Annotated in this window: 22 protein-coding genes; 8 read left to right on the forward strand and 14 right to left on the reverse strand. The window is 67.7% G+C overall.

Going from position 1 to position 25,365, the window contains the following annotated elements; all coding sequences use genetic code 11:
• Nucleotides 1-103 precede the first annotated feature (103 nt).
• From KM176_RS15070 to KM176_RS15095, 6 genes are read left to right on the forward strand one after another with little or no spacing between them, the layout of a single operon-like run.
• The gene (locus KM176_RS15070; RefSeq protein WP_160894649.1) at nucleotides 104-1,720 is read left to right on the forward strand and encodes an ABC transporter substrate-binding protein; all 1,617 of its coding nucleotides are present in this window, start codon (nucleotides 104-106) and stop codon (nucleotides 1,718-1,720) included.
• A gap of 58 nt (nucleotides 1,721-1,778) precedes the next feature.
• The gene (locus KM176_RS15075) at nucleotides 1,779-2,852 is read left to right on the forward strand and encodes an ABC transporter permease (RefSeq protein ID WP_160894648.1); all 1,074 of its coding nucleotides are present in this window, start codon (nucleotides 1,779-1,781) and stop codon (nucleotides 2,850-2,852) included.
• A 7-nt stretch (nucleotides 2,853-2,859) separates the two neighbouring features.
• A complete protein-coding gene (locus KM176_RS15080; RefSeq protein WP_160894647.1) occupies nucleotides 2,860-3,810 on the forward strand; it encodes an ABC transporter permease in 951 nt (316 codons plus the stop codon).
• 11 nt (nucleotides 3,811-3,821) lie between these two features.
• Entirely contained in the window at nucleotides 3,822-4,847 is a 1,026-nt protein-coding gene (locus KM176_RS15085) for an ABC transporter ATP-binding protein (protein ID WP_160894646.1), read from the forward strand.
• Nucleotides 4,844-5,797, forward strand: coding sequence for an ABC transporter ATP-binding protein (locus KM176_RS15090; RefSeq protein ID WP_160894645.1), 954 nt, complete (start codon nucleotides 4,844-4,846; stop codon nucleotides 5,795-5,797). The genes KM176_RS15085 and KM176_RS15090 overlap by 4 nt, the downstream gene beginning before the upstream one ends.
• Nucleotides 5,798-5,800: 3 nt before the next feature.
• Complete coding sequence (locus KM176_RS15095; protein ID WP_160894644.1) at nucleotides 5,801-6,676, forward strand: aminotransferase class IV; 876 nt, start codon at nucleotides 5,801-5,803, stop codon at nucleotides 6,674-6,676.
• 6 nt (nucleotides 6,677-6,682) lie between these two features.
• On the opposite strand, the gene KM176_RS15100 is transcribed toward KM176_RS15095, so the two are convergent.
• From KM176_RS15100 to KM176_RS15135, 8 genes are read right to left on the reverse strand one after another with little or no spacing between them, the layout of a single operon-like run.
• Entirely contained in the window at nucleotides 6,683-7,540 is an 858-nt protein-coding gene (locus tag KM176_RS15100) for a DeoR/GlpR transcriptional regulator (RefSeq protein WP_160894643.1), read from the reverse strand.
• A gap of 58 nt (nucleotides 7,541-7,598) precedes the next feature.
• Nucleotides 7,599-8,420 (reverse strand): glucosamine-6-phosphate deaminase, encoded by an 822-nt coding sequence (nagB, locus tag KM176_RS15105; RefSeq protein ID WP_160894642.1) that lies wholly within the window; start codon nucleotides 8,418-8,420, stop codon nucleotides 7,599-7,601.
• A gap of 3 nt (nucleotides 8,421-8,423) precedes the next feature.
• Nucleotides 8,424-9,530, reverse strand: a complete 1,107-nt coding sequence (locus KM176_RS15110) for an N-acetylglucosamine-6-phosphate deacetylase (RefSeq protein ID WP_160894641.1) — start codon at nucleotides 9,528-9,530, stop codon at nucleotides 8,424-8,426.
• Complete coding sequence (locus KM176_RS15115) at nucleotides 9,527-10,786, reverse strand: class II D-tagatose-bisphosphate aldolase non-catalytic subunit (RefSeq protein WP_160894640.1); 1,260 nt, start codon at nucleotides 10,784-10,786, stop codon at nucleotides 9,527-9,529. Before KM176_RS15115 ends, KM176_RS15110 begins: the two co-directional genes overlap by 4 nt.
• Nucleotides 10,786-11,733, reverse strand: a complete 948-nt coding sequence (locus KM176_RS15120) for an ROK family protein (protein ID WP_160894639.1) — start codon at nucleotides 11,731-11,733, stop codon at nucleotides 10,786-10,788. Before KM176_RS15120 ends, KM176_RS15115 begins: the two co-directional genes overlap by 1 nt.
• Nucleotides 11,730-12,821 (reverse strand): SIS domain-containing protein, encoded by a 1,092-nt coding sequence (locus tag KM176_RS15125; protein ID WP_160894638.1) that lies wholly within the window; start codon nucleotides 12,819-12,821, stop codon nucleotides 11,730-11,732. Before KM176_RS15125 ends, KM176_RS15120 begins: the two co-directional genes overlap by 4 nt.
• A gap of 49 nt (nucleotides 12,822-12,870) precedes the next feature.
• Complete coding sequence (locus KM176_RS15130; protein WP_202397825.1) at nucleotides 12,871-14,343, reverse strand: M81 family metallopeptidase; 1,473 nt, start codon at nucleotides 14,341-14,343, stop codon at nucleotides 12,871-12,873.
• Nucleotides 14,344-14,361: 18 nt separating this feature from the next.
• Nucleotides 14,362-16,269, reverse strand: a complete 1,908-nt coding sequence (locus KM176_RS15135) for a beta-N-acetylhexosaminidase (RefSeq protein WP_160894637.1) — start codon at nucleotides 16,267-16,269, stop codon at nucleotides 14,362-14,364.
• A 127-nt stretch (nucleotides 16,270-16,396) separates the two neighbouring features.
• On the opposite strand from KM176_RS15135, the gene KM176_RS15140 reads away from it, so the two are divergent.
• Nucleotides 16,397-16,876: a nuclear transport factor 2 family protein gene (locus KM176_RS15140; RefSeq protein WP_160894636.1), complete on the forward strand. Its 480-nt coding sequence runs from the start codon at nucleotides 16,397-16,399 to the stop codon at nucleotides 16,874-16,876.
• Between the two features lie 6 nt (nucleotides 16,877-16,882).
• On the opposite strand, the gene KM176_RS15145 is transcribed toward KM176_RS15140, so the two are convergent.
• The 6 genes from KM176_RS15145 to KM176_RS15170 all read right to left on the reverse strand — a co-directional run bounded on the left by KM176_RS15145 (nucleotide 16,883) and on the right by KM176_RS15170 (nucleotide 23,096).
• A complete protein-coding gene (locus KM176_RS15145) occupies nucleotides 16,883-18,025 on the reverse strand; it encodes an ABC transporter ATP-binding protein (protein WP_160894635.1) in 1,143 nt (380 codons plus the stop codon).
• A gap of 69 nt (nucleotides 18,026-18,094) precedes the next feature.
• Nucleotides 18,095-19,309: an ABC transporter substrate-binding protein gene (locus KM176_RS15150; protein ID WP_160894634.1), complete on the reverse strand. Its 1,215-nt coding sequence runs from the start codon at nucleotides 19,307-19,309 to the stop codon at nucleotides 18,095-18,097.
• 68 nt (nucleotides 19,310-19,377) lie between these two features.
• The gene (locus KM176_RS15155) at nucleotides 19,378-20,220 is read right to left on the reverse strand and encodes a carbohydrate ABC transporter permease (RefSeq protein WP_160894633.1); all 843 of its coding nucleotides are present in this window, start codon (nucleotides 20,218-20,220) and stop codon (nucleotides 19,378-19,380) included.
• Entirely contained in the window at nucleotides 20,217-21,113 is an 897-nt protein-coding gene (locus KM176_RS15160; protein ID WP_160894632.1) for a carbohydrate ABC transporter permease, read from the reverse strand. The genes KM176_RS15155 and KM176_RS15160 overlap by 4 nt, the downstream gene beginning before the upstream one ends.
• 4 nt (nucleotides 21,114-21,117) lie before the next feature.
• The gene (locus KM176_RS15165) at nucleotides 21,118-22,311 is read right to left on the reverse strand and encodes a Gfo/Idh/MocA family protein (protein ID WP_160894631.1); all 1,194 of its coding nucleotides are present in this window, start codon (nucleotides 22,309-22,311) and stop codon (nucleotides 21,118-21,120) included.
• The gene (locus tag KM176_RS15170; protein ID WP_236045326.1) at nucleotides 22,308-23,096 is read right to left on the reverse strand and encodes a copper homeostasis protein CutC; all 789 of its coding nucleotides are present in this window, start codon (nucleotides 23,094-23,096) and stop codon (nucleotides 22,308-22,310) included. Before KM176_RS15170 ends, KM176_RS15165 begins: the two co-directional genes overlap by 4 nt.
• A gap of 370 nt (nucleotides 23,097-23,466) precedes the next feature.
• Here KM176_RS15170 and KM176_RS15175 point away from each other — a divergent pair, with 370 nt between their 5' ends.
• Nucleotides 23,467-25,185, forward strand: coding sequence for a DUF4091 domain-containing protein (locus tag KM176_RS15175; RefSeq protein ID WP_160894630.1), 1,719 nt, complete (start codon nucleotides 23,467-23,469; stop codon nucleotides 25,183-25,185).
• Nucleotides 25,186-25,365: the final 180 nt, after the last annotated feature.

Below are 25,365 nucleotides of genomic sequence, written 5' to 3' on the forward strand. Positions count from 1 at the left end.
TCTTACCAGTGTCAAGGTGCCAGAGGGCCCCACGGAGGCCCATCCGGCGCGACAGAGAGGCCGCGGTCAAAGACCGCGCAAATAAAAATAAGGGAGAATCCGCATGAAAGTTCGCCTGCTCGGCTACGGCGCCGCGCTCGCCCTCGGGGCTGTCCTGGGGAGTCCGGCCTTCGCCTTCGAGGGCACCAGCGTTTCGGCGCCGTCCTGCGACTACGGCGGCACGATCAAGTCGATCGCGGCGACCGATGAGCTGACCGTCACCGTGACCATGTGCAAGCCCGATCCGGCGTTCAGCGCCAAGATCATCTTCCCGGTCTTCGGCATCCAGCCGTCCGAACACATCGCCGCGCTTGGTCCCGAGGGCAAGCTGCTGGACGATCCCATCGGCACCGGCCCCTTCAAGCTTGATGCCTGGAACCGCGGCGATTCCATCGTCATGAGCCGCAATGACAACTACTGGGGCAAGGAACCGGCCTACGACAAGCTGGTGTTCCGCTGGAACGCCTCGGGGGCGGGTCGCCTGAACGAGCTGCGCGCCGGCACGGTGGACGAGATCACCAACCTCAGCCCCGACGATTTCGACGCGGTGGAAAACGATCCCTCGCTGCAATTCCTGCCCGTGGCCTCGCCGAACTCCTTCTACCTGGGCATGAACAACACCTACAAACCCTTCGATGACGTGCGGGTGCGCCAGGCCATCGGCATGGGCATCGATCGCCAGCGGATCATCGACTACTATTATCCCGAGGGCTCCGAGGTGGCGTCGCATTTCACGCCCTGCTCGCTTGAGAACGGCTGTGCCGGGGATGACTGGTACGCCTTCGATCCCAAGAAGGCGAAGGAACTGCTGGCCGAGGCGGGCTATCCCGACGGCTTCAAGACCAAGATCTTCTACCGGGACGTCTTCCGCAGCTACCTGCCCGAGCCGGGCTCCGTCGCGGTCGAGATCCAGACCCAGCTGAAGCAGAACCTGGGCATCGACGCCGAAGTCGTGCCGATGGAATCGGGCGAGTTCATCGACGCCGCCGCGCAGGGCCGTCTGGATGGCTTCCACCTGCTGGGCTGGGGCGCGGACTATCCCCATGTCACCAACTTCCTGGACTACCACTTCTCGTCGAACACCAAGAACTTCGGCAAGCCGCAGCCGGCGATCTACGAGCCGCTGGCCAAGGCCGCGACCATCGCCGATCCCGCCAAGGCCGAGCCGCTCTATGCCGAGGCCAACGACGAGATCAAGAAGCTGGTGCCGACGGTGCCGATCGCCCATGGCGCCTCGGCCTATGCAGCGCAGGCCAACCTGACGGGGGGCGAGGTGCCCGCCTTCGGCGCGATCCGCTTCGAGGACGTCAATCCCGGCAAGGATACCTTCGTCTTCATGCAGAACGCCGAGCCGATCAGCCTTTACTGCCCGGATGAATCTGACGGCGAGAGCCTGGCGGCCTGCACCCCGATCACCGAGACGCTGCTGCGCTACGATCCCAAGACCAAGAAGATCGGGCCGAACCTGGCGACCTCCTGCGATGCCAACGAGGACAGCACCGTCTGGACCTGCCACCTGCGCGAGGGCGTCAAATTCACCGATGGCAGCGCCTTCGATGCCAATGACGTGGTGGCCAGCTGGGGCGCCGGCATCGATGCCGCCAACCCCGCGCATGTCGGCAATACCGGTGCCTTCACCTACTATGCCTATCTCTTCGGCAGCCTGATGAACGCCAAGTAACCAAGGCAGGACAGGCGGCTCCCTTCGGGGGCCGCCTTTTCCGATCCAAGGAACGCCCATGCTCTCATATGCGCTCAAAAGGATCCTGATCTCCGTTCCGGTGATCTTCGGGATCCTGCTTGTCACCTTTTCGCTCAGCCGCCTGATCCCCGGTGATCCCTGCAAGGCCATGCTGGGCGAGAAGGCCACCGAGGCCACCTGCCAGGCCTTCAACCACGCCCAGGGCTACGACCAGCCGATCCCGCTGCAGTTCGCCTTCTACGTCGGCAAGATCCTCCAGGGCGATTTCGGCACCTCGGTCCGCTTTTCCCGACCGGTCACCCAGATCATCATCGAACGCCTGCCCCTGACCGCCGAGCTGGCCCTGCTGGCGCTGATCGTGGCCACCATCACCGGGGTCGGTCTGGGCATCCTGGCCGCACGGCGGCACAATTCCTCGGTCGATATCGGCACCATGATCCTGGCCAATACCGGGATCTCCATGCCGGTGTTCTGGCTGGGGCTGATGCTGGCCTATGTCTTCGGGGTCTGGGCGCGGGGCACGCCGTTCTGGCTGCCGCCCTCGGGGCGGCTTTCGGCCGGGGTCGTTTCGGTGCCGTTCTACCAGGCCTGGGGCTGGCAGCTTTCCGGGGGCTGGGCGCAGGTCGCCACCTTCTTCTCGAATTTCTACATCTTCAACGCGCTGGTCACCGGCAACTGGCCGGTGTTCTGGGATGCGCTGCGCCACATGATCCTGCCGGTGCTGACCCTGTCGACCATTCCGATGTCGGTGATCGCACGGATGACGCGCTCTTCGCTGCTGGACGTGCTGGGGCGCGACTACGTGCGCACCGCCCGGGCCAAGGGCGTGCCCGACAGCCGGCTGGTGCGGCGCCATGCGCTTGGCAATGCGCTCTTGCCGGTGATCACCATCCTGGGCCTGCAGATGGGCGCGCTGCTGGGCGGCGCCGTGCTGACCGAGACGGTCTTCGGCCTCTCGGGGGTCGGGCGGATGCTGGTGGATGCCATCTTCTCGCGCGATTTCCCGGTGGTGCAGGCCTTCACGGTGCTGATCGCCGTGATCTACGTCGTCATCAACCTGATCGTCGACCTGTCCTATTCCTACCTCGATCCCCGGATCCGGCCGCAGTGAGACCGACATGACCAAGATGAAAACCGCCGTGGCCGCGGCCGAGGCCAATATCACCGCAGAGACCCTGATGGGCCCCGCCGTGCCGATGTGGAAGCGCACCTGGCAGCGCCTTCTGCGCAAGCGTTCGGGGCAGGTCGGGCTGTTCATCATCGGCTTCATGGTGGTGATCGCCCTGGCCGCCCCCATCCTGGCGCCCTACGATCCCGACCAGGTGCTGATCGGGGTCGAGCACGTCAAGCGCCGCGAGGCGCCCTGCATCCACCTGCTGGGCTGCGAGGCCAGCAAGCCCCAGCACATCATGGGCACGGATGAAAACGTCCGCGATGTCTATTCCCGCATCCTTTACGGGGCCCGGATCAGCCTGATGATCGGCATCGTCACCGTCTCGGTCTCGTTGATCTTCGGGGTGCTGATCGGCGCCGTCGCGGGGTTCTTCGGCGGCTGGACCGATACCATCCTGATGCGCTTCATGGATGTGATCCTGGGCTTCCCCTCGCTGCTGCTGGCCATTGCCATCGTGGCGGTGCTGGGCCCGGGCATCCAGAACGCGCTGCTGGCGGTCTCCATCGTGTCGCTGCCGGCCTATGCGAGGGTCACGCGGGCCAGCGTGCTGTCGGTGAAGACGCTCGATTTCGTGGCCGCCTCGCAGCTTCTGGGCGCCTCGCGCTGGCGCATCCTGTTCCGCCGCGTGCTGCCCAATGCGCTGACCCCCATCGTGGTGCTGGCAACCCTGGGCATCGCCACCTCGATCCTCGATGCGGCGGGGCTGTCCTTCCTGGGCCTGGGCGCCCAGCCGCCAATGGCGGAATGGGGCACCATGCTGGGATCTGCCAAGGACCAGATCTTTTCCGCGCCGCATCTGGTGTTCTTCCCGGGCATCGCCATCATGCTGACGGTGCTGGGCTTCAACCTGCTGGGTGACGGGCTGCGCGACGCGCTCGACACGCGGCTGAACTGAGGAGGGCCGCCATGTCATCCCCCCTGCTTCAGGTCTCGGACCTCGATATCGCCTTCACCAGCCCGGAAGGGCCGCTGCGGGCGGTCCAGGGCTTCTCGCTCGATCTGGCGCGCGCAGAGACCGTCTGCATCGTCGGTGAATCCGGCTGCGGCAAGTCGATCACCTCGCTTGCGATGATGGGTCTGCTGCCGAAGGCGGGCCGGGTCACCGGCGGAAGCGTCCGCTTCGACGGCACCGACCTGCTGGGCCTGTCGCCGCGCACGCTCTCGGGGCTGCGCGGCAACCGCATCTCGATGATCTTCCAGGATCCGTCCTCGGCGCTGAACCCGGTCCATACCGTGGGCCGCCAGATCGCCGAGGTCTTCATGCTGCACCAGGGCCTTGCGCGGCGCGCCGCCGAGGCGGCTGCGGTCGAGGTGCTGGCCGCCGTGGGCATCCCCGATCCGAAACGCCGCATGAAGGCCTGGCCGCACGAGCTGTCGGGCGGCATGGCGCAACGGGTGATGATCGCCATGGCGCTGGCCTGCCGCCCCGAGGTGCTGATCGCGGACGAACCCACGACCGCGCTCGACGTGACGATCCAGGCGCAGATCCTCGACCTGATGCGCGATCTCCAGAAGGAAACCGGGACCGCGATCCTGCTGATCACCCACGATCTGGGCGTGGTGGCCGAAATGGCCGACCGGGTGGCGGTGATGTACGCGGGCCAGGTGGTCGAAACCGCCGAGGTCGGCGCGCTGTTCCGCAGCCCGCGCCATCCCTATACCCGTGCCCTGATGCGCTCGGTCCCGGTGATCGGGCGACGAACGGCGCAACTCGAGGTGATCGAGGGACGGGTGCCGCCGCTGGAGCGTCGCCCGCCGGGCTGCCTGTTCCATCCCCGTTGCAGCGCCTACCGCGAGGTCCGCGATCCCCGCTGCACCACCGAAGCGCCGCCGCTGAGCAGTACTGCCGGCAGCAGCTGCCGCTGCTGGCTGGTCGATCCCGAAGACCTGCGCGGCCCCGAAGACCTGCGCGGCAAGGAGACGACCGCATGACCGCCCTTCTGGAACTTTCCAACGTCAGCAAGAGCTTCGACCTGCGCGCCGGGCTTTTTCAGAGGGTCATCGGCCATGTGCACGCGGTCTCCGGCGTTTCGGCCCGGGTCGAGCGCGGGCGCACCCTGGGGCTGGTGGGGGAATCCGGCTGCGGCAAGTCCACCCTGGCCCGCGTCATCGTCGGCCTGCACGGGCTGAGCGGCGGCGAGGTGCGCTTTGACGGCCAGCCCGTGCAGGGTCATGACCGGGCGCTGAGCCGGCGCATCCAGTTCATCTTCCAGGATCCCAATGCCTCGCTCGATCCCCGGGTCACGGTCGGAGAGTCGATCGGCGAGGGGCTGGTGATCCACGGGATCGGCGATGCGAAGGCGCGCAGGGCCGCCGTCGGTCGGATGCTGGAGGTGGTGGGCCTGCCCCCCGAGGCCGCCGACCGCTTTCCCCACGAATTCTCCGGCGGGCAGCGCCAGCGCATCGGCATCGCCCGGGCGCTGATCCTTGAGCCGGAGCTGCTGATCTGCGACGAGCCCACCTCGGCGCTGGATGTCTCGGTTCAGGCGCAGGTGCTGAACCTGCTGATGCGCCTGAAGGAGGAGCTGGGGCTGACCATGCTGTTCATCTCCCACAACCTCGCGGTGGTGGAGCATATCGCCGATGACGTCATGGTCATGTACCTGGGCCGCGCGGTCGAGATCGCGCCGGTCGCCACCCTGTTCGCCACGCCGCGCCATCCCTATACCCGCGCGCTGCTGTCGGCGACGCCGGTCGCCGATCCGACCCGGCGGGGCCAGCGCATCCGGCTGGAGGGCGACATTCCCTCTCCGGTGGCGCCGCCGCCGGGCTGTGCCTTCCACCCGCGCTGCCCTCTGGCAACCGAGGTCTGCCGCAGCACGCCCCCCGCGCTGCGCGAGATCGGCGAGGCCCAGGTCTCCTGCCATCACGCCGAGGGCTGAGCCTTGGAAAAGCAGACCTATTTCCGGGGTGTCTGGGGCGGTGCGCGCGAGGTCAGCCTGCCGATCGGGCTGCACGGGCTGTGGAATGCCTGCTCGGTCTTCGACGGGGCCCGGGCGATTTCCGGGCGGGTGCCGGACCTGCTGGAGCACTGCCAGCGGCTGGTGGATGCGGCCCCCTCGATGCTGATGCAATCGCCGCTTTCGGCGGAACGGATCGCCGCGCTGGCGCTGGAGGGGATCGCGCGCTTTCCCGATACGGCAGAGCTGTACATCACGCCGCTGCTGTTCTCGACCGGAGAGGGGCTGATCCCGGATGCCGGCGCCACCGAGTTCATGCTGTCGGTCGCCGAGGCGCCGCTGCCGCGCCGGGGGCTGGAGGTCTGCACCGGCATCGGCATCACCCGTCCGGCGCCGGGCACCATGCAGACCGCCTACAAGGCGTCCTGGCTTTATGCCAACGCGGTGCCGGCGCGGCGGGCGGCGCAGCAGCGCGGCTTCGACGATGCGGTGATGCTGGCGCCGTCGGGGCAGGTCGTCGAATTCTCGACCGCGAACCTCTGGCTGGTGCGCGACGGGCGGCTGGTGACACCGCCCGATGCGGGTTCCATCCTGCCGGGGATCACCCGGGCCCGGGTGCTGGATCTGCTGCGGGCGGCGGGCCTTCCCGTGGAGGAGGCGCCGCTTTACCCCGCCGATCTGGAGGCCGCGTCCGAGCTGTTCTCGACCGGGAATTCCGGCCAGATCCGCCCGGTCACCCGGCTGGATGCGCGGGACATGGCGCCGGGGCCGGTCTACCGGCAGGTCCACCGGATCTATTGGGACTGGCTGCAAACCCAGACGGTCGCGGCCTTGCAGGCCCGGCTGGCGGCCCGCGCCTGAGGCGGCTCAGATCAGATGCAGCCGGGCGCCCGCGGCGATCAGCGCGCGGGTGGTCGGATCATCGGCGGGCAGGTCGGTCACGATCTGCTCGACCGAGGCGATGTCGCAGATCCGGTGCAGCGAGGGCTTGGTGAACTTGGAGCCGTCGGCCAGCACGATGATCCGCCGGGCCGCCTTCATCATCACCCGCATGTTCTCGGCCTCGTCCTCGAGGAAGGTGGTGATGCCATGTTCCAGAGAGATGCTGTCGGCGCCCATGACGAAAGTGTCGAACTGCATGTTGCGGGTCGCCTCGCGCACCATCCAGCCGGTCATGCACATGGAGGCGGCGCGGACCGTGCCGCCGGTGACGATGACATTGTGCTTTTCATGGGCCAGCGCGGCCAGCGCCACCGTGAGCCCGCTGGTCATCACCGTCATTGGGGGCAGCGCGCCCATCTCGCTGGCGAAGCTTTCGGCCGTCGAACCGTTGTCGAGCAGGATCGCGTTGTCGTCGCGCACCAGCTCGATCGCGGCGCGGGCGATGGCGCTCTTGCGGTCAGAGTTCAGCTTGCGCCGGTCGGAGGCGCGCGGCTCGACCACGCTGCGCTCTCCGGTGGCTTCGCCCAGGCGTTCGGTCACCAGCGACAGCGCAAGATCGATGCGGAATTCCGACAGGCCAGAGCGCCCGTAGCGCTTGCAGAAGCGGATCATCGTCGGTTCCGAGGTGTTCAGCGTCGCGCAAAGGTCCTTGCTGGTCTGGCGAATGAACTCCTGCGGGTGATCCAGCGCGAAGGTCGCGATGATCTTCATCTTCGGCGACAGGGAGGGCAGGCTTTGCCTCAGGACGTCGAACATGTTTTCCCGGTCTGCCGTGTCCTGCATGATCTGGCCTCCTTTTTCTGTGTGCTTAAGTGAAGTCTGGTGCCAGATCAATTTGCATTCAGTTTGCAACAGGTGTCATCCGGCCATGGGGTCGCGGTCGGAACAGGCCGCCGTCGGGATCCTGCCGGGCCACCCACAGGTAGAAGGCCCGCTGGGTCAGCCGGGCGGCGGCGGCCTCGTCCAGCACCACGGTCGCATCGGTGTGCATCTGAAGGGCGCTGGCGGGGCAGAAGGCCGATAGCGGTCCTTCGATCATCGCGGCGGCGGCCTCGGCCTTGGCGGCGCCGGTGGCCAGCAGCACGATGCGCCGGGCCTCCAGGATGGTGCCGATGCCCATGGTGATCGCGGTGCCGGGCTGGGGCTCTCCGGGACCGAAGAAGCGGCTGTTGGCCTCCAGCGTGCTGGGCGCCAGGCAGGTCACCCGGCTGCGCGAGGCGAGCGAGCTGGTCGGTTCGTTGAAGCCGATATGGCCGTTGGTCCCCAGCCCCAGCAGTTGCAGGTCGATCGGCCCCTCGGCGGCAATGCGGGCCTCGTATTGCTGGGCTGCGGCCACCGGATCCTCGGCATCGCCGCGGGGCAGGTGAGTGGCGCCCCTGGGAAAGTCGACATGCCGGAACAGCCGGTCCTGCATGTAGTGGCGGTAGGACTGCGGATGCGCGCCCGAAAGCCCGACATATTCATCCAGGTTGAAGCTGCGCGCGCCCGCGAAGGAAAGCCCGCCCGCGCGATGCGCCTCGATCAGCCCGGCATAGACCGCCTCCATCGTGCCGCCGGTCGCCAGCCCCAGCACCGAGGCCGGGTTGCGGTGCATCTGTTCCGCGATCAGCCCGACAGTGCGGGAGACGGCCTGTTCGGCGGAGGGCTCGATCAGGATGCGCATGGTCTAGCCTGCCGGAACCCGGCGCCAGTCGGCGTCGAGCGCCAGCACCAGATCCAGCGGCATCCCGGGCGCCAGCGCCGGAGAAGGCTGGCCGATCACCGCGTTCGGCACGTCGGTACACATGGCGATGGCCTCGGCCTCGGGCAGGCCGACCTTCAGGACCAGGTTGCGCAGGCACTCCAGCAGCGTGACATGGGCACCGGCCAGCGATCCGGCGGCATTGACCAGCTTGCCGTCCTTCACGTCGATGCGTTCGCCGTAGAGGGTGAAGTGATCCGGGCCGCCGATGGTCGCCATGGCGTCAGAGACCGCGAACATGCGCCCGGCGCGGGGCCGCGCCCGGCAGGCCAGCGCCACCATGTCCCAGTGGACATGATGGCCGTCGACGATGATCCCGGCGTGGCAGTCGGAATTGATGGCGGCGGCGATCACCCCCGGCGCGCGCGATTCCATCTGAGGCATGGCGTTGAAAAGATGGGTGAAACAGGTGATGCCAGCGGCGATGCCCGCGCGGGCTTCCTCGGCCGTGGCCGCCGTGTGCCCGGCCGAGACGACGACCCCCAGTTCGTGCAGCGCGCGGATGTCGGCGGGATCGACCCGCTCGGGCGCCAGCGTCACCATTACCGGGATGCCGGCGGCGCGCAGCGGCGCCAGAAGGCCCGGCAGTTCCGGGTCGAAGGGGCGGATGAAGCCCGCGTCGTGGGTCCCCTTGCGCGCCGGGTTCAGGTAGGGCCCCTCGATATGCAGCCCGGCAAGGCCGGGCAGACCGCCGGGGCGGGTCCAGGCCGCAAGCGTCGCCGCAATCGCCTGGCGCATCTGGTCCAGAGAGGTGGTGATCAGCGTCGGCATCACCCAGCCGGTGCCAACGGCGCGCTGCGCCGCGACAATGGCGGCCAGCCCCTCGGGCGTGGGATCGGAGTTCAGCATCACCCCGCCCGAGCCGTTGACCTGAAGATCGGTGCAGGCGGGCATCAGCAGCGCCACCTGCTGTCCCTGGTCGCCCGGCTGGCGGGGCCGGATCGCGGTAAGGGTTTTCCCGTCATGCTCTGCCACCAGGTCCGCGTGCAGCGCGCCGTCGCGCCAGATCCGGTCGGGAAGAAGAAGGGTCATGATTTCAGCTCGATATAGGGACGCAGGGCGGCTTCGACATAGGCGTCGATGACGGCCTGGGAAAGGGGCAATCCGGTTCCCTGCAAGGCACGGGCGCGGGTCAGGGCGGCAGGCGTCAGGTATTGCGCCAGCAGCGGCAGCGGCGGGGTGGCGGCGTCGAGGCGTGCGTTCATCGCGGAGACGGCCTGTTGCGCGCGGGGCTGCGCCCAGAGGTAGCGGATTCGGTCGGCATAGCCGAAATGGCGCAGCAGGCGCTGTGCCTCGGGCGTGCCGTGGTAATGGCCCTGCCAGACGCCGGGATTTTCCAGCATCAGCTCTTCCATCAGCAGGCCGAGGTGCGGCGCACCGCTGAGCCAGCCATCGACATGGGACAGCGCGTAAAGCGCCTCGCGCAGCGCGAAGCTGAGCGCGGGGCCGACTTTGAGCACCGCGAAGTTGCGCCGCGCCAGATCGGCAAAAACCGGAGCGGCCTGGTAATCGGTGGAATGGGCTTCGAAGGCGATGCCGGGGCGGTCGGCCAGCGCCGCCGACAGGGCATCGGGCTGGGCGCGGTCGAAGGGATGGACATGGGCGGGGGCGAATTCCAGCCCCGGCTGGACCACCAGCCAGTGCACCCGGCTCCAGGCGTCCTGCAGGCCCAGGGCCTCGAAGGCGGCCTGGGTGATGGTCAGGGTGCGGCGGGCGGCCTGCGGATCGGTCGGCGTGACCTCCTCGGCATCGTTGCGCGCGCCGCCGGGGGGCGGCACCTCGGTTCCCACCACGTAGGAGACCGTGCCGGGGCTTGCGGCCTCGGCCACCGCGGCAAGCCGCGCGGCGCGTTCGGCGGCCAGGGCATCGCCGACCTGCGCGGGCTCTCCGGCGCAGCCCTCGGAGCAATCCAGGTGGACCTTGCTGAAGCCCGCCTGCACGAAGGCGCGGATCATGCCCTCGGCCTTCTCCATCGCGGCCTCGGGCGGTTCGGATTTCCAGGCCTGCGGTCCCAGGTGATCGCCGCCGAAGGCCAGCAGGCCCCTCGGGCAGTCCAGCCGGTCGGCCAGGGCCTGCACCTCGGCGATGAACTGCGCCGGGGTCAGCCCGGTATAGCCGCCGAACTGGTTCACCTGGTTCGAGGTCGCCTCGACGATGATCTGCGCGCCGCTGTCGCGCGCCAGGCGCAGGCTGGCCCGCAGCACATCGGGATGGGCCGAACAGACCGAGACCCAGGCGGTGCCGGTCCCGGCGCGGGTCCGGGCCACGCCCTCGTTGAAATCGAACATCAGCTTGCCTCCGTCTTGAATTCCAGGCCCCGGGAAAGGGCCAGATGCGCCATGCCGCGGGCGCCGGAACTGTCGCCGTGCTGTGCGATGCGCAGTTCGGGCAGGCGGGCCGGGCCCAGCCGGTTGGCCTCCAGCGCGGCGGCGAGGCGCGGGATCAGCCCGGGCAGGCGCGAGACGCCGCCGCCGATGACGATGCAGTCGGGCGCCAGCATCAGCTGGATGGTCAGCAGGCATTCCGCCGCCAGATCCGTCCACAGATCGAGGATCGCGGCCATCGCGGGCTCTCCGGCGGCGGCACGGGCCACCAGCTCCGGCCCCTCGACGGGATGGCCAAGCTTCCATTCCGACAGCCGCGCGAAGGCCGATCCAGCCATGTAGCGTTCCATGCAGCCGGTCTTGCCGCAGCCGCAGGGCGACAGCGGCAGGTCATGCGGGATCAGCTTGCGGGCGGTCATGCCGACATGGCCGATCTCGACCGCCAGCCCGCCGTGGCGCGGCACCATCTGGCCGTTCAGCGCCTGACCGGCGCCGACCCCGGTGCCGATGATCAGGCCGACGACGCTTTCGAACCCCTCCCCGGCGCCGCCGTTGGCCTCGGACAGGGCCAGGGCCATGCAATCATTGGCCAGGGGAAAGCGCCGGTGAAAGAGCGCCTCAAGCGCCTGGCCAAGGTCGCGCCCGGTGATCGGCACGTTGGAGGCGAAGGCCAGCCCGGTGTCGGGATCGACCAGCCCCGGCACGCAGATGCCGATCGGCAGGTCGGACCGGCCCGCGCGGTCGCACAACCAGCGGATCTGAGCGGCAAGAGCCGTCAGGAAGCTGTCGAAATCGGCGGTCGGCGTCGCAATGCGCCGGCTGTCCAGATCGGCCAGATCGGCATCGAACAGCCGGGCCTCGATCTTGGTGCCGCCCAGATCGATGGCGCCGCAGGCGGGCAGGCCGGTCATGCCGTTTCGACTTCCCAGGGGTAGAGGGTGACGCCAGCGACCACGCGCGACAGATTTCCCTGATCGGCGAAAGGGTTGTCGATGTTCAGCCCAAGCGCGTCGGACCACATTACCGACCAGACCTGCCCCGCCAGCACGTAAAGCACGCCGTCCCAGCCGGCATGTCCGGTGCCCTCAAAGCCGATGTCGCAGCCCTTGGGGCCCAGGGTCAGCACGGTGGCATCCGGGTATTGCCGGGCGATTTCGGTCGCGACATCCATGTCGTAGCGGGCGGTATGGGGATGGGGGTGGATCATCACCGCGAAACGCGCGCCGGGGGCGGCGGCGGCCTTGGGGCCGTGGCGGTAGCCCAGCGTGCTGTCCCATTGCGTCAGGCTTTGCCCGGCGGTCAGTTCCAGCACTTTCAGGGCGGCTTCGCGCGCCACGCCCTTCAGCGCGCCAGAGCCCAGGAAGATCGCCCGCTCGGGGCGCGGGACCGGATGGGCAGAAAGCCGGGTCAGCAGCGCTTCGGCCTCGGTCGCCAGATGCGCCATGCGGGCGGGCACCCGGGTCGGATCCTCAAGCACTGCAAGCGCCGAAAGCAGCATGGTGGTGAAGCTCGAGGTCATGGCGAAGCCCGCATCATGGGTCGCCTCGGGCAGCAGCAGCACCCGGGTTTCGCCCGTGCCGGTGCCCGGGCGGGTGGCCAGCGCGCCCTCGGGGTTGCAGGTGATGTGCAGCCGGTGCGCCTGAGGGGCGGCACGGTCCAGCAGGTCCAGCAGGCCGATGGTTTCAGAGCTGCTGCCCGAGCGCCCGAACTGCACGATCAGCACGTCCTCGGGCACCGGCAGGTAATCCTGCGGGCAGGCGACGATATCGGTGGTGGGGACGGCGCGCAGCCGCAGGTCGGGATGCGGCTCGGCAGCGAGGATGTCGCCCAGGTAGGCCGAGGTCCCGGCGCCGCAGAACCACAGCTCCCGGATGCCCTTGTCGGCGATCCAGTCGCGGATCGCGGCGGCGCGGCCTTGCAGGGGGGCGGACCAGTCACGCCAGATCGCGGGCTGGCGCAGGACCTCGGTCCAGGTTGCGCAATCGGCGGTATAGCTCATGACGGTCCCTTTCAGATCTCTTGAGTGTTTGTATTGCTAACATCAAATGTTAGTCAATCTGTCCATATGGTAATTCTTGACGGTTGACCGTCATTTCGGCGCGGGCAGAGAGACGGAAGTACGGTTGCCAGTCGAATTGGCGCTGGAACGGCCAGCTGGGGACCGGGCGCAGGCGGTTCGGCAGGGACTCGATGTCCTGATTCACCGCGCCCTCGGTCAGGGCCATCAGCGCCGGGGCCGCCAGTGGCGACAGGTCGGGCGAGAGGTAGCCGGATTTCACCACCAGCATCGGCAGTTCCGCGGGTTCCAGCCCGAAGCGGCGGAAATCCTTCAGGTCGTGGAAGGGGCGGCGGCGCTGCGTGACGATGACTCGCAGCCCGTCGATGCGCAGCAGCGCTTCGACGCTGCGCGCCTCCGGCTGGCCCAGCACCGCCAGCACCTCGGCCTGTGCCGTGACGACCGGACCGTCCGAGCCGAAGGCATTGCCGATCCGCACCGGGATCACGGCACCGGCGCCGGCCGCATGGGCGGCAAGGCTGGTAGGCGCGTCGGCGATGCCGGCAAAGACCGCGCCGGTCAGGCCCCGCGCCAGCATCGCCGCCAGCACATCGGCCCGGTCGCCGACGCCGCCCCCGGTCGGGTTGTCGCCGCTGTCGGCCAGGATCACGGGACCGGTCGTCACGGCCATGGCCAGATCCAGACACTCGGAGAGCGGGGCCGTGGTCACATCAAAGCCGAAGCTGTCCCGCGCCTCCCACCAGGCCCCCGCCAGCCGGTCCGAGGCCGCCTGCATGGCCGCCGGATCGGTGCCGGTGACCACGGCGCAGGCGGTGGCCCGGGGCGTGTCGGCCCAGACATATCCGACCATCATGTTGGCATCGAGCACGCCCGCGCCGCGATCCTCTTCGGGCAGGCGGGCATAGATCCCGGCGGCGGGCGCGACCCGGGTGGAAGAGCGTTCCCCGGGCAGCAGCACCGGCACCGGGGTCCAGCCCACCATCGGGCGCGGCCCGCCCTTCAGGTGATCCACCAGCAGGGTGCGGGCGCGGTTGCGGGTCTCGGTGACATCCTCGTGCGGGGCGGTGCGATAGGCGGCGAAAATGTCGATCGCATCAAGGATCGGCTGGGTGACATTGCCGTGCAGGTCATAGGCAACGGCAAGGGGCACTTCGGGGCCGATCAGGGCGCGCACCGCGCCGATCCAGTCGCCCTCGGCGTCCTGCATCCCCTCGACATGGACGGCGCCATGCATCAGTAGCAGCACGCCATCGACCGGCAGCACCGCGCTGAGCTGTGTCAGGAAACGATCCCGGAAGGCGCGGTAGGTTGCGGCCGCGACAGGCCCGCCGGGAACCGAGCGGGCATGGAGCAGCCCCAGAAGGGTGACCTCGGGATCGGGGAGCAGCCCCATGGCGTCGGGCAGGTCGGCGCCTTCCAGCACGGTGAAATCGGCCTCGGTCTGGATCAGCGGATTGCCGGTCGAACATTCGGTGTGCAGGCCGCCGGTGGCGATGCGGATCATCGGAAGGTCCTTTCTGGCTCAGAGCCGCGGCATCCGGGCCGAGAGGGTGGCGAAACGCGGCCAGTTGCGGGCCGATTGCGGGGTCCAGCCGGCCTCGGCCACGCCATGCAGGCGGGGGTAGACCATGTGGTTGAAGAGCTCGGGCGTGTAGATGTGCTCGCACCAGATGCAGGCCTGGATACCGGCCAGGGCACCGCGCTGATCTTCGGGCAACATCCCTTCGGGATCATGGGCATAGCTGACCTCGGGCGTCACAGTTCCGGCCCAGGCGGTGCCGGGTTCCGACCAGCCCTCGGCCTGCACCATGTCGAGGTAATAGGCCTGCCCGGGACTGGCGATCACGCGATATCCTTGCGCGGCGAGAGCTGGCACCAGATCGGGGCGCTGCCAGGCCACCAGCAGGGTGTTTTCCTGATCGACCCCGGCGCCATGGCTGACCTCGTCCCAGCCGGCCAGCTCCTTGCCGTGGTGGCGCAGCATCTGCTGGACCCGGCGCAGGAACCAGGACTGGATGGCGGCGGTGCCCTGCAATCCCTCGGTCTGGGCCAGCCTCTGGATCGCGGGGCTGTCCATCCATGCCCCCTCGGGCACCTCGTCGGCGCCGACATGGATCCAACGCCCGGGAAACAGCTCGGCAAGCTCTGCGATGACGGTTTCAAGGAAATCCCAGGTCTGCGGCAGCGCCGGGTTCAGCGCATTGTTCGGATAGCCCTGGACCGAACGGTAGCTGTCGGCGGGTTCGTCCGGGTCGACCAGATGGGGCAGGGCAGCGAGGACCGCCGTGCAATGGCCGGGAATGTCGATCTCGGGGAGGATCTCGATCCCGAGGGCGGCGGCATGGGCCACCACCGCGCGCATTTCGTCCCTCGTGTAATGACCGTGGTAGCGGCGTTCGACATGGGCGTACTGGCCGGGCAGGGCCAGGCCGGGGCCGCGTTCGGCGCCGCTGCGCGTCAGTTCGGGATAGGCCAGGATCTCGGCCCGCCAGCCCTCGTCATCGGTGAGGTGCCACTGGAAGCGGTTCATCCGCGCCCAGGCCATGGTGTCGAGGAACCGCATCACCTGCGCCACGCTCCAGAAATGCCGCGAGACATCCAGATGCGCGCCGCGCCAGCCGAAACGGGGCGCGTCCGAGATCGCGCCTGCGGCAGGCAGTTGGAACTGCCCCGGTTCCGACAGCGCGCCATGGGTCATCTGGGCCAGGGCGACAAGGCCGTTGAAGCGTCCCTGATCGCTGCCGTACCGCAGGGTGATGCCCTCCGGCGCAAAGTCCAGACGGTACCTTTCGCCGGGCAGGTCGGTGGGGATGAGGGTCAGGGTCAGGCCATCGGTGCCGATATGCAGCGGCGCGGCGGCCTCGGGGAAGAGGCGCTTGTGAAGGGCCGCGACCGTGTCGAGCGCGGCGCGGTCGGCGGCGGGGGCCGTGGGGGGCAGGCTGATCGGGTGACCCGGCTGCCAGGCGTCGATCTGCAGCGCGGCGGGCCAGGGGATCGCCATCAGCGGCAGGTCCAGCGGCGTTTCGGGGACCTGTTTGGCCGGCCCCGGACGCGGGGTGCCGGGGCCGGGATGCAGATCGCCCACGGTGACGGGGAGGGCGGCGCCGTCCCGCAGCAGCACCGCCGATTTCGGCCCGTCGGTGCGGTGCCGGGGCGGCAGGCCGCGGGCGCCGATAAAGCCAAAGCTCCAGGTGCCGCCGGGGGGCACCACCAGCCCGGCGGGCATGGTAAATTCATGGTAATTGGCGAAGCGGCGGCCGATATCGGCGCCGAAGACCTGGGCGTCCTCGGCCATCCGGGTGATCGAGGCCATGGCCAGCACGGCCCCCGACAGCGGCTGGTCCGAGAGATTGTGCAGCACCATCTCGATCCGGCAGTCGGCCAGTTCGGGGGCGCCATTGGTGAAGGCTTCCAGCCTGTAGGTGGTCATGTCAGCCCCTTCCGGGAGGATTTGTTTTGCTAACGGCGGATGATGGCATTGCCGTCATTGTCAGTTGACAAGGCCCGGGCAAGCGTCTTGGGTTCCCGGCAAACGTCCCCGTTCCGAAGGTGCCCCGATGCCATCCATCTGCCCGTTCCCCGCCGATCCCGACCGCGCCCAGATCTGGAAGATGCTGGTGCCGCGCGACATCGCGGCCTATGTCGCCGGGGATTTCGACCGCGTGGCCGGGGATTTCCTGCCCGAGGAGTTCCTGGGCGTCGATGCCGGGCGTTCCACTGACCCGCGCGACTGGCGGCTGGCCTATCCGACGCTGGAAAGCTACCGGGCCGAGTGGCTGCGCCAGTCGGCCAGCGATGCCGCCACCGGATGGGCCGAGGATCTGGAGGCCGCCATCCATCGCAACACCCGGCTGGAGCATATCGAGATCGCCGGTGACCGGGCGCTCGCACGGAAGGAGTTCCTGGGCGATCTGCACCGGGCCGATGGCGGGGTCGTGCGGATGGAATGGATGACGATCTATCATTGCAAGCGGGTCGAAAAGCGGTGGCGGATCTGCGGGTTCACGGGCTACCTGCCGCATCCCGCGGCAGGCTGAGGCGGCTCAGCCCGCCTCGGAGGCGGCCATCATCAGAGCAGGGTCGAGCGCGCTGAGCGCGACATGGCGCTCGAACGCCTGCCCCTCGGCATCGAAGAGGTGGCAATCGGCGGCGGACAGGCCCAGCGACAGCGGCGTGCCGGCGCGGGCCGGGGCGCTGCCGGGCAGGATGGCGTTGAAGGCGGTTTCCTCTTCGCCATGGGTCGCATAGGCGACGGTCTGCATCCCCAGCCGCTCGATCACCTTCGGCATCAGCGACAGGCGCAGATCGCCGCCCTCGGCGCTCAGGTGTTCGGGGCGGATGCCCAGGGTCAGGGCCTGTCCGGCGATACCGTCGCGCGGGCTGACCGGCAGGGTCAGGCGCCCGGCGCCCGGCAGCTCCACCGTGACGCCCGTGGCATCGGCGCCCAGGCAGGTGACGGGCAGGAAATTCATCTTGGGATTGCCGATGAAACCCGCGACGAAGACATTCGCGGGCTTGTGATACAGTTCGAGCGGGCTGCCCACCTGGCTGATCCGCCCGCCGTCCAGCACCACGATCCGGTCGGCCATGGTCATCGCCTCGACCTGGTCATGGGTGACATAGATCATCGTCGCGTCCAGTTCCCCGTGCAGCTTCGACAGCTCGACCCGCATTTCGGCGCGCAGGGCCGCATCGAGGTTCGAGAGCGGCTCGTCGAACAGGAACACCTGCGGATCGCGCACGATCGAGCGTCCGATGGCGACCCGCTGGCGCTGCCCGCCGGACAGCTGTCCGGGCTTGTGGCGCAGCCGTTCGTCCAGCTTCAGGATCGAGGAGGCGCGGCGCACCCGGGCATCCAGTTCCGCCTTCGGCATCTTCGAGACCCGCAGCGGGAAGGCGATGTTCTCGTAGACCGACATATGGGGATAGAGCGCATAGCTCTGGAACACCATCGAGATCCCGCGCTTGACCGGAGGCAGGTCGTTCACGCGGGTGCCGTCGATGGCGACCTCTCCGCCCGAGATCTCTTCCAGCCCGGCGATCATCCGCAGCAGCGTGGACTTGCCGCAGCCCGAGGGGCCCACGAAGACGACGAATTCGCCATGGGCAATATCCAGGGACACGCCCTTGATCACTTCCATCGTTCCGTAGGTCTTGCGGACCTCGGTCATCTTCAACTGGCCCATGGGCTGCTCCCGCTCGTCGGTCTTTCTGAAGGGATGGGCGCGGCACCGGGGCGCCGCGCCCGGGGGGGCTTACTGCGCGTCCTCGAGGTTTTCGGCAGCGGTCTCGATCGCTTCCTTGGGATCGACCTCGCCCAGGATGACGCCCTGCAGCGCCTCGTTGATCGAATCCTGCATGGAGACGTAATCGGTCACGAAGGGCTCGGGACCACCGGCGGGAATGATGTCGATGAAGGGCTTCCAGCTGGGATCCTTGGCCAGCAGCTCATCGACCTTCTGGCCGCCGCGGATCGGGGTGTAGCCCTCGGCGATGTCATAGGCCATCTGGTGATCGGGGCTGGTCAGGAACTTGGCCAGCGACATGGCGGCGTCTTCCTGGCCCGAGCCCTTGAACACCGCCAGGCTGTCGGTGATCAGCAGCGAGGAATGCTTGCCCATCGGCCCGGCGGGCACCGGCACGACGCCCATATCGACATCGGCGGGCACGCGATCGTAAAGCCAGTGGCCGTCGATCATCATCGCCGCCTTTTCCTCTCCCATCAGGGTTTCCAGCTTGCCGCGGTTGTAGGCGACGGGGCCGGGTTCGGCATAGGGCACGAGGTTCTTCACCAGCTCCATGGTCTGGACGTTGTTGGCGCTGTCGAAGTCGATGTTGCCGTCGGCGTCGATCACCTGGCCGCCGTTGGAATAGACCAGGTTCAGGAACTGGTGCATCGAGTTGTCGAAGGAGGCGCCGGCCATGGCATAGCCCGCCGCATCGGTCTTCTCGGTGATCACCTTGGCATCGGCCAGCAGCTCATCGAAGGTCTGGGGGCCCTTTTCAGGATCAAGTCCGGCTTCCTTGAACAGCTTCTTGTTGTAGAACAGCGCCTTGGTCGAGAAGGCGCGGGGCAGGCCCCAGATCTTGCCGTCCCAGGTCACGGTGCCCAGGATCGGCGCGGCATAGCTGGCCTTTTCCTCGTCGGTCAGGTCCATGGGGATGATCAGGCCGTTCTTCGCCAGCTGCTTGAGCGTGCGCGAGCCCATGTAGGACAGCGCTGCCGGGTTGCCGGCGGCGGCCAGCGTCATGGATTTCTCCTGGCACTGGCCCCAGGGCACGAATTCCACCTCGACCTTGAAGTCGGGGTTCTGCTTTTCCCAGTCCGAGATGAGGCCCTGCTGGACGGGAATACCCGGGGTGGTGTCGTCACCGCACATGATCATGTGCAGGGTCTCGGCGCCAAAGGCGCTGGTGGCGGCGGTGCTGGCCAGAAGGGCGGCGCCCAGCAGCGTGGTCATCTTCTTCATGTCAGTGAACTCCCTGTTGCGGATCTTTGGTTTCTTGGTGTTGGACCCGGGCCTTGCGGCTGCCCGTGTCATTCCTTCACGGCGCCGGAGGTCAGCCCGGCGACGATGAATTTCTGCAGGAACACGTAGAGAAGCATCACCGGGATGATGCCGATGAGGCTGGCGGCCATAAGCTCGTTCCAGACGACCTTCTGGCGTCCGAAGAACTGATAGAGGCCGACCGGCAGGGGATTGAGCTCGTTGACCGAATTGAAGGTCAGCGCATAGAGGAACTGCTGCGCATAGGCGGCGATGAAGGTGGTGATGGCGACCACCATGATGCCGGGCAGGGCCACCGGGATGATGACCCGGACCAGGATGTAGAGACGGCCCGCCCCGTCCACCAGCGCGGCCTCTTCCAGCTCCTTCGGGATCTTCACCAGGTAGGAGCGCAGCAGCCAGATGCCGGTGGGGATGACGAAGGCCACCCCCGGCGCGATCATCGAGATGTAGCTGTTGAGCAGCCCGAGGCTCTGCATCACCTTGTAGAGCGGGATGATCAGCACCGCGCCCGAGACCATGTTGACCGACAGGAAGGCCCCCATCAGCAGGCCCCGGCCACGGAACTCGAAGCGCGAGAAGGCATAGGCGGCGGGGATGATGGCGATCAGCCCCAGCACGGTGACGGATCCCGCCACGAAGAAGCTGTTCAGCATGTAGCGCCACAGCAGCGGCACCGATTGCCACATGGTGACATAGGCCTTGAAGGACATGTGGTCGCTGACGAAGCGGTAGGGCACCGAGAACAGGCTGTCGAGCGGGCGCAGCGAGACCAGGAAGGCCTCGAGGAAGGGGGCCAGGATGAAGATCAGCAGCACGGCCATGCCGAGGTAGATCAGCAGGTATTCCCACCAGCGGTAGCGGTTGATCATTTCACGTCTCCCCGGCTCGAGAGTTTGCGGATCAGCGCGAAGTAGAGCGCCGAGAATAGCGACAGGAAGATCACGATCATGACGGCGCGGGCCGCGCCCTCTCCGTAATGGAAGCGCGAGATCGCGGTCTTGTAGGTGTCGATGATCATCGTGGTGGTGGCGTTGCGCGGCCCGCCCTCGGTCAGGATCCAGATGATGTCGAAGGAATTGAAGGTCCAGATCGCCGAAAGCAGCGACATGGTGGCGATGGCCGGCATGATCAGCGGCAGGGTGATGCGGCGGAAGCGGTAGAAGCGCGAGGCGCCATCGGTCCAGGCGGCTTCGTAAAGGTCGCGCGGCACCCCCTGCATTGCGGCCAGCAGATAGACCGCGACCAGCGGCGTGCCGATCCAGACGTCGGTGACGACGGTCGAGAGGAAGGCGGCATTCTTGTAGGCCAGAAACTCGAACGGGCCCGACAGCAGGCCCAGCCGCTGCGCCAGCCCCGAGATCATGCCGAACTGGCCGTTGTACATCCAGCCCCAGATGAAGACGCCGATGGCGACGGGGACGATCCAGGGCGGCATGATCAGGATGCGCGCCAGCGTCCGCCCCGGCACCGCCGCGTTCAGCAGCACCGCCGCGTAAAGGCCGATCAGCAGCTTCAGGCTGACGCTGAACACCATCCAGACGAAGGTCCGCCCGATCACCTCGGGGAAGCGGCGGGCGAACATCTTCTGGTAATTTTCCAGCCCCACGTAATGGGTGACCGGGTTCATCGAGGCATCGGTGAACGACAGCCGGACCGTCTCGGCCAGGGGCCAGGCGACGATGATCAGCGTCACCGCCAGCGCCGGCAGCAGCAGCAGGTAGGGGAACCAGTCGACGGGCTTTTTCGGGGCCGGGGCGGACATCGGATCAGGCTTCCCCGCGCAGGCCGTAGCTGTCGAACCTCTCCCACAGGGGGGTCATGTCGACGACGCTGCGGCTGACCCGGGCGCGGTCCATGGCCAGCGCGGTCAGCCCGGCCTCCAGCGCGTCAAGAACGGTGACCTTCAGCGGCACGCCGTCGTCGATCCAGGCGGCAATGTCGCGCGCCATGGCATCATCGGCGCCGTAGTGATTGGCCCGCGACGGGCCGACATGGGCGTTTTCCGACAGGGTTTCGGCGGTGAAGGCGTCGGTCAGCTTGAAGGTGTTGCGGATGAAATCCCCCTCGGCCATGCCGCGCGATCCCATGACCGCGAAATGCCGGAACTCGTCGGGGACGTTCATGTTGGTGTGGAAGGTCATCGACACGCCGTCCTCGTATTCCACGATGGCGGTCTGGTAGTCGATGATGTCGGCATCGCTTTCGAAGATCGCGTTGCCGCCGCCCCAGCGGGGCTTGAAACCGTTCACCCGGTTGGCCTTTTCCGGCAGGAACCGCTGCGCGATGCCATCGTAGTCGGGCATGGTCTCGGGGCGGTTCTCGGGGGTGAAGCTTTTGCGACCGCCGAAGGAAGAGATGTATTTCGGCCGGCAGCCCACGACGCCCTGGTAAAGGTCGATGTCGTGGCAGCATTTCTCAAGCATGAAGCCGCCCGAGTATTTCGTGTAGCGCCGCCAGTCCTGCATGAAGAAGGCGCCATGGTAGCCGCCGATATGTTCGGAGGCCTCGATCGAGACGATCTGGCCCAGCTGCCCCTTGGCCTGCGCCTCTTTCAGCATGATGTAGAGCGGCGAGTAGCGCAGCACGAGGCCGATCATGATCCGCTGATGGCCGCCGCTGTCGCGCAGCAGTTCCAGCAGCTCGAAGGTTTCCTCCTCGCTGACCACCACCGGCTTTTCGGCGAAGATATAGGGCACGTCGGCTTCGATCGCGGCGCGCAGGTGGTCGATATGCATGTGGTTCGGAGAGCCGATCATCAGCATGTCGAGGTCTTCGGCGGCCAGCATCGCAGCCAGGTCGTCATAGGCGGTCAGGGTCTGGCCGATCTGGCCCTCAAGGTAGGCGCGCCCGGCCGGGGTCGGGTCGGCGAAGGCCACGAAATCGTAATCGGGCTTGGCCTCCTTGAAGAGCGCCGCGACGTGGGAGATGCGGGCGCCAAGCCCGACGATGCCAACTTTCATGTCCTTGATCCTTTTGCAGTCATGGCTGTCCTGAGCGCCTGCACGAGGGCGCGCTGCGTGGCCCGCATCCCCGCTGCCGGCGCAAAGCCCAGGGCGCTTTCGCGGGCCGCGCGCTGCGGGTCCGCCGGGATCACGGGCCCCGCGCAGGAGGCGTGCAGGCTGCCTGCGCCGGTGCGTTCCAGCAGGGCTGCGGCATTGGCCGCCGTGATCCCGGCACCGGGCATGATCTCGATCCGGTCGCCGGCCCGGCGCACCAGCGCGGCCAGCTGCGCGGCGCCCTCGGGGGCCGATACCGCCCCGCCCGAGGTCAGGATGCGGTGAAAGCCCAGGGCAATGGCGCTCTCCAGCGCCGCTTCGGGATCGGGCGTCAGGTCGAAGGCGCGGTGCAGGACGATCTGCAGGCCCCGCGCCGCCGCGATCAGCGGTGTCAGGGCCGCAGTGTCGAGCCGACCGTTGGCATCCAGCACGCCGATGGCGACGCCGGCCAGCCCGGCCTGCCGGGCCAGCGCGATCTCGCGCCGCATCTGCGCCAGCTCGGCGGGGCTGGCCTGAAAGGTCCCGGCGCGGGGGCGGATCAGCGCGATCACCGGCACCGGCAGCCGGGCGGCGGTCTCCATCAGCGCGCCAGAAGGCGTCAGCCCGCCAAGGGCCAGCCCCGCGCAAAGCTCGATCCGGTCGCAGCCGCCCGCCACGGCCTGATCCGCGCCGTCCGGCGTGTCGACGCAGACTTCCAGCATCGGCGGGCGGCGGTCTGGCGCAGGCATGGGCGAAAGGGGGGGAGGCATCGGGATCACCGGTCAGCGGATTTGAGGGCACGCTGCGACAGAGTCCTTTGCTGCGTCCATCAAAAATGACGATCCAAGTATCATCATGTTAGCGTTTGCTTCAAGAAACCCTGAGGATGCCTATGAAATGACCAAAGGCCTGTCATCGGAAACTTCCGTGTCGGGCCGGGGAAGGAGACAGGCCCACCCCGGCTGGAACGGAGAATAACAATGCAAAACAATATTATAATGGGGGTCCGGCAGCATTCTTCGGGTTCCTTCGACCGCCTTTCGGGGCTCAATCCGCCTCCGGGGCGCCGGAATTCGACCCTCGGGGCTTGCCTTGTGTTCCGGCTTTGTAAGATTGTTTTGCTAAAATACGGAATGTGACATGCCACCCAAACCTCATCCCGCCCCCGAACGCACGGCCTGGCAGGTGCTGCTCTGCGACTCGCTCGAAAAGGTCTTTCCCGACACGGCGCCCCGCCCGATGTCCCCGGCGAGCGAGCTGGCCGGCTGGCCCGGCGCAAGGGTCTCGGTACAGCTGGCGGTGCGGGCGCCTTCGGTGCCGATGGGGCGGGTGGTGCCGCCCCCGCCCGAGGGGCTGGTGCCGTGGGTGCATCTGGTCGCACAGGCGCCGGAAGGCATTGCCATCGCGGCCAGTGCCGTCGATCTGGTGCCGGCGCGTTTCCTGGCGTTCGAACAGCATGACGAAGGCTATCTGCGCGACACGGCCGGCCTCTGGCCCGATGTGCTGCGGCCCCTGGCGCCGGGCGAGGGGGTGAAATGCTATCCCGGGCAGTGGCAATCGGTCTGGATCGACCTGGAGATCGCCGCGGATGCCCCCTGCGGCCCCACGCCCGTGACGCTGGCGTTGTGCCTGGCCGACGGCACAGAGGTCGCGCGCCATAGCCTGAACCTGGACATCCGCGCGGTCAGGCCGGCCCCTCTTGGGATCGTCAACACGATCTGGATGCATTGTGACGGCATCGCCCGGCAGAGCGGATCCGAGCCGTTTTCGGCGCCCTTCATGGCGCTGGCCGAAAGCTGCATGGCGGCGGCCCGGGACCTGGGCTGCAACGCGCTGCTGGTGCCGGTCTGGACCCCGCCGCTGGATACCGAGGTCGGGGCCGAGCGGATGCCCACCCAGCTGGTGATCATTCGCGAACCTTCCCCGGGCCGCTATGCCTTCGACTTTTCCCGGCTGGAGGACTGGCTGGCGCGGATGCGGTGCCTGGGCTTCACCCATCTGGAATTGCCGCATCTTTTCACCCAGTGGGGCGCAGAGGCGACCCCGGCGATCTATGTCGAGGGCCAGCGCCGCTTCGGCTGGGACGTGGCTGCGACCGACCCCGCCTATCGCCACTTCCTGGAACAGTTCCTGCCCGCGCTGCGCGATGTGCTGGAGCGGCACTGGGGGCTGGCGCATTGCCTGTTCCATATCTCGGATGAGCCCGAGGCCCATATGGCCCAGGCCTTCGGTGCCGCCCGCGCCGTGGTCGAGGATCTGCTGGAAGGCTGCACGATCATCGACGCGATGAGCGATATCGCGCTTTACGATCAGGGCCTTGTAACGACGCCGGTGGTTTCGACCGACCACGGGCAGGATTTCCTGGATCGCGGGATCGCGGATTTCTGGCTGTATTACTGCGTCGCCCAGCACCGCGACGTGGCGAACCGCTTCTTCGCGACCCCGCCTGCGCGCAACCGGGTTTTGGGCACGCAGCTCTGGCTGACGGGGGCGAAGGGCTTCCTGCACTGGGGGCTGAACTTCTGGAACACGGCGCATTCGAAGCGCCCCGTCGATCCCTTCCGCGAACCCGATGCCGGGGGGGCTTTCCCGGCGGGCGATCCCTTCGTGATCTATCCCGGGCCGGACAACTGCGCCTGGCATTCGATCCGCGGCCGTGTCGTGGCCGAGGCCTTCGCCGACCTGCAACTGATGCAGAGCCTGGAGGCGCTGGTCGGGCGGGATGCCGTGCGACAGATCGTCGATCCCGAGGAGGCGCTGACGCTGACCTCCTATCCGATGGATCCCGATCACTACCACCGGCAGCGGGCGACACTTGTGCGGGCGCTGGAGGTCGCAGAGGTTCAGAGTAGGTCGTAATCGACGTTATGTTAATGATTTGTCAACCGCTCTGATTGCGCATCGGGATCAGGCTGGCTTTCGGTGTTGAAACGGGGGGCGGTGCTTCCCTTCGGCTCCCGCTTCTTTTCGCGGGTTCAACTGTCATCCGGATTGGAATTGAAGCGTCTTGACGTTCATGGCGCTGGCGGGGCTGCCTTG

This window comes from Pseudooceanicola endophyticus (assembly GCF_018760365.1).
GTDB classification, from domain to species: Bacteria; Pseudomonadota; Alphaproteobacteria; order Rhodobacterales; family Rhodobacteraceae; genus Pseudooceanicola; species Pseudooceanicola endophyticus.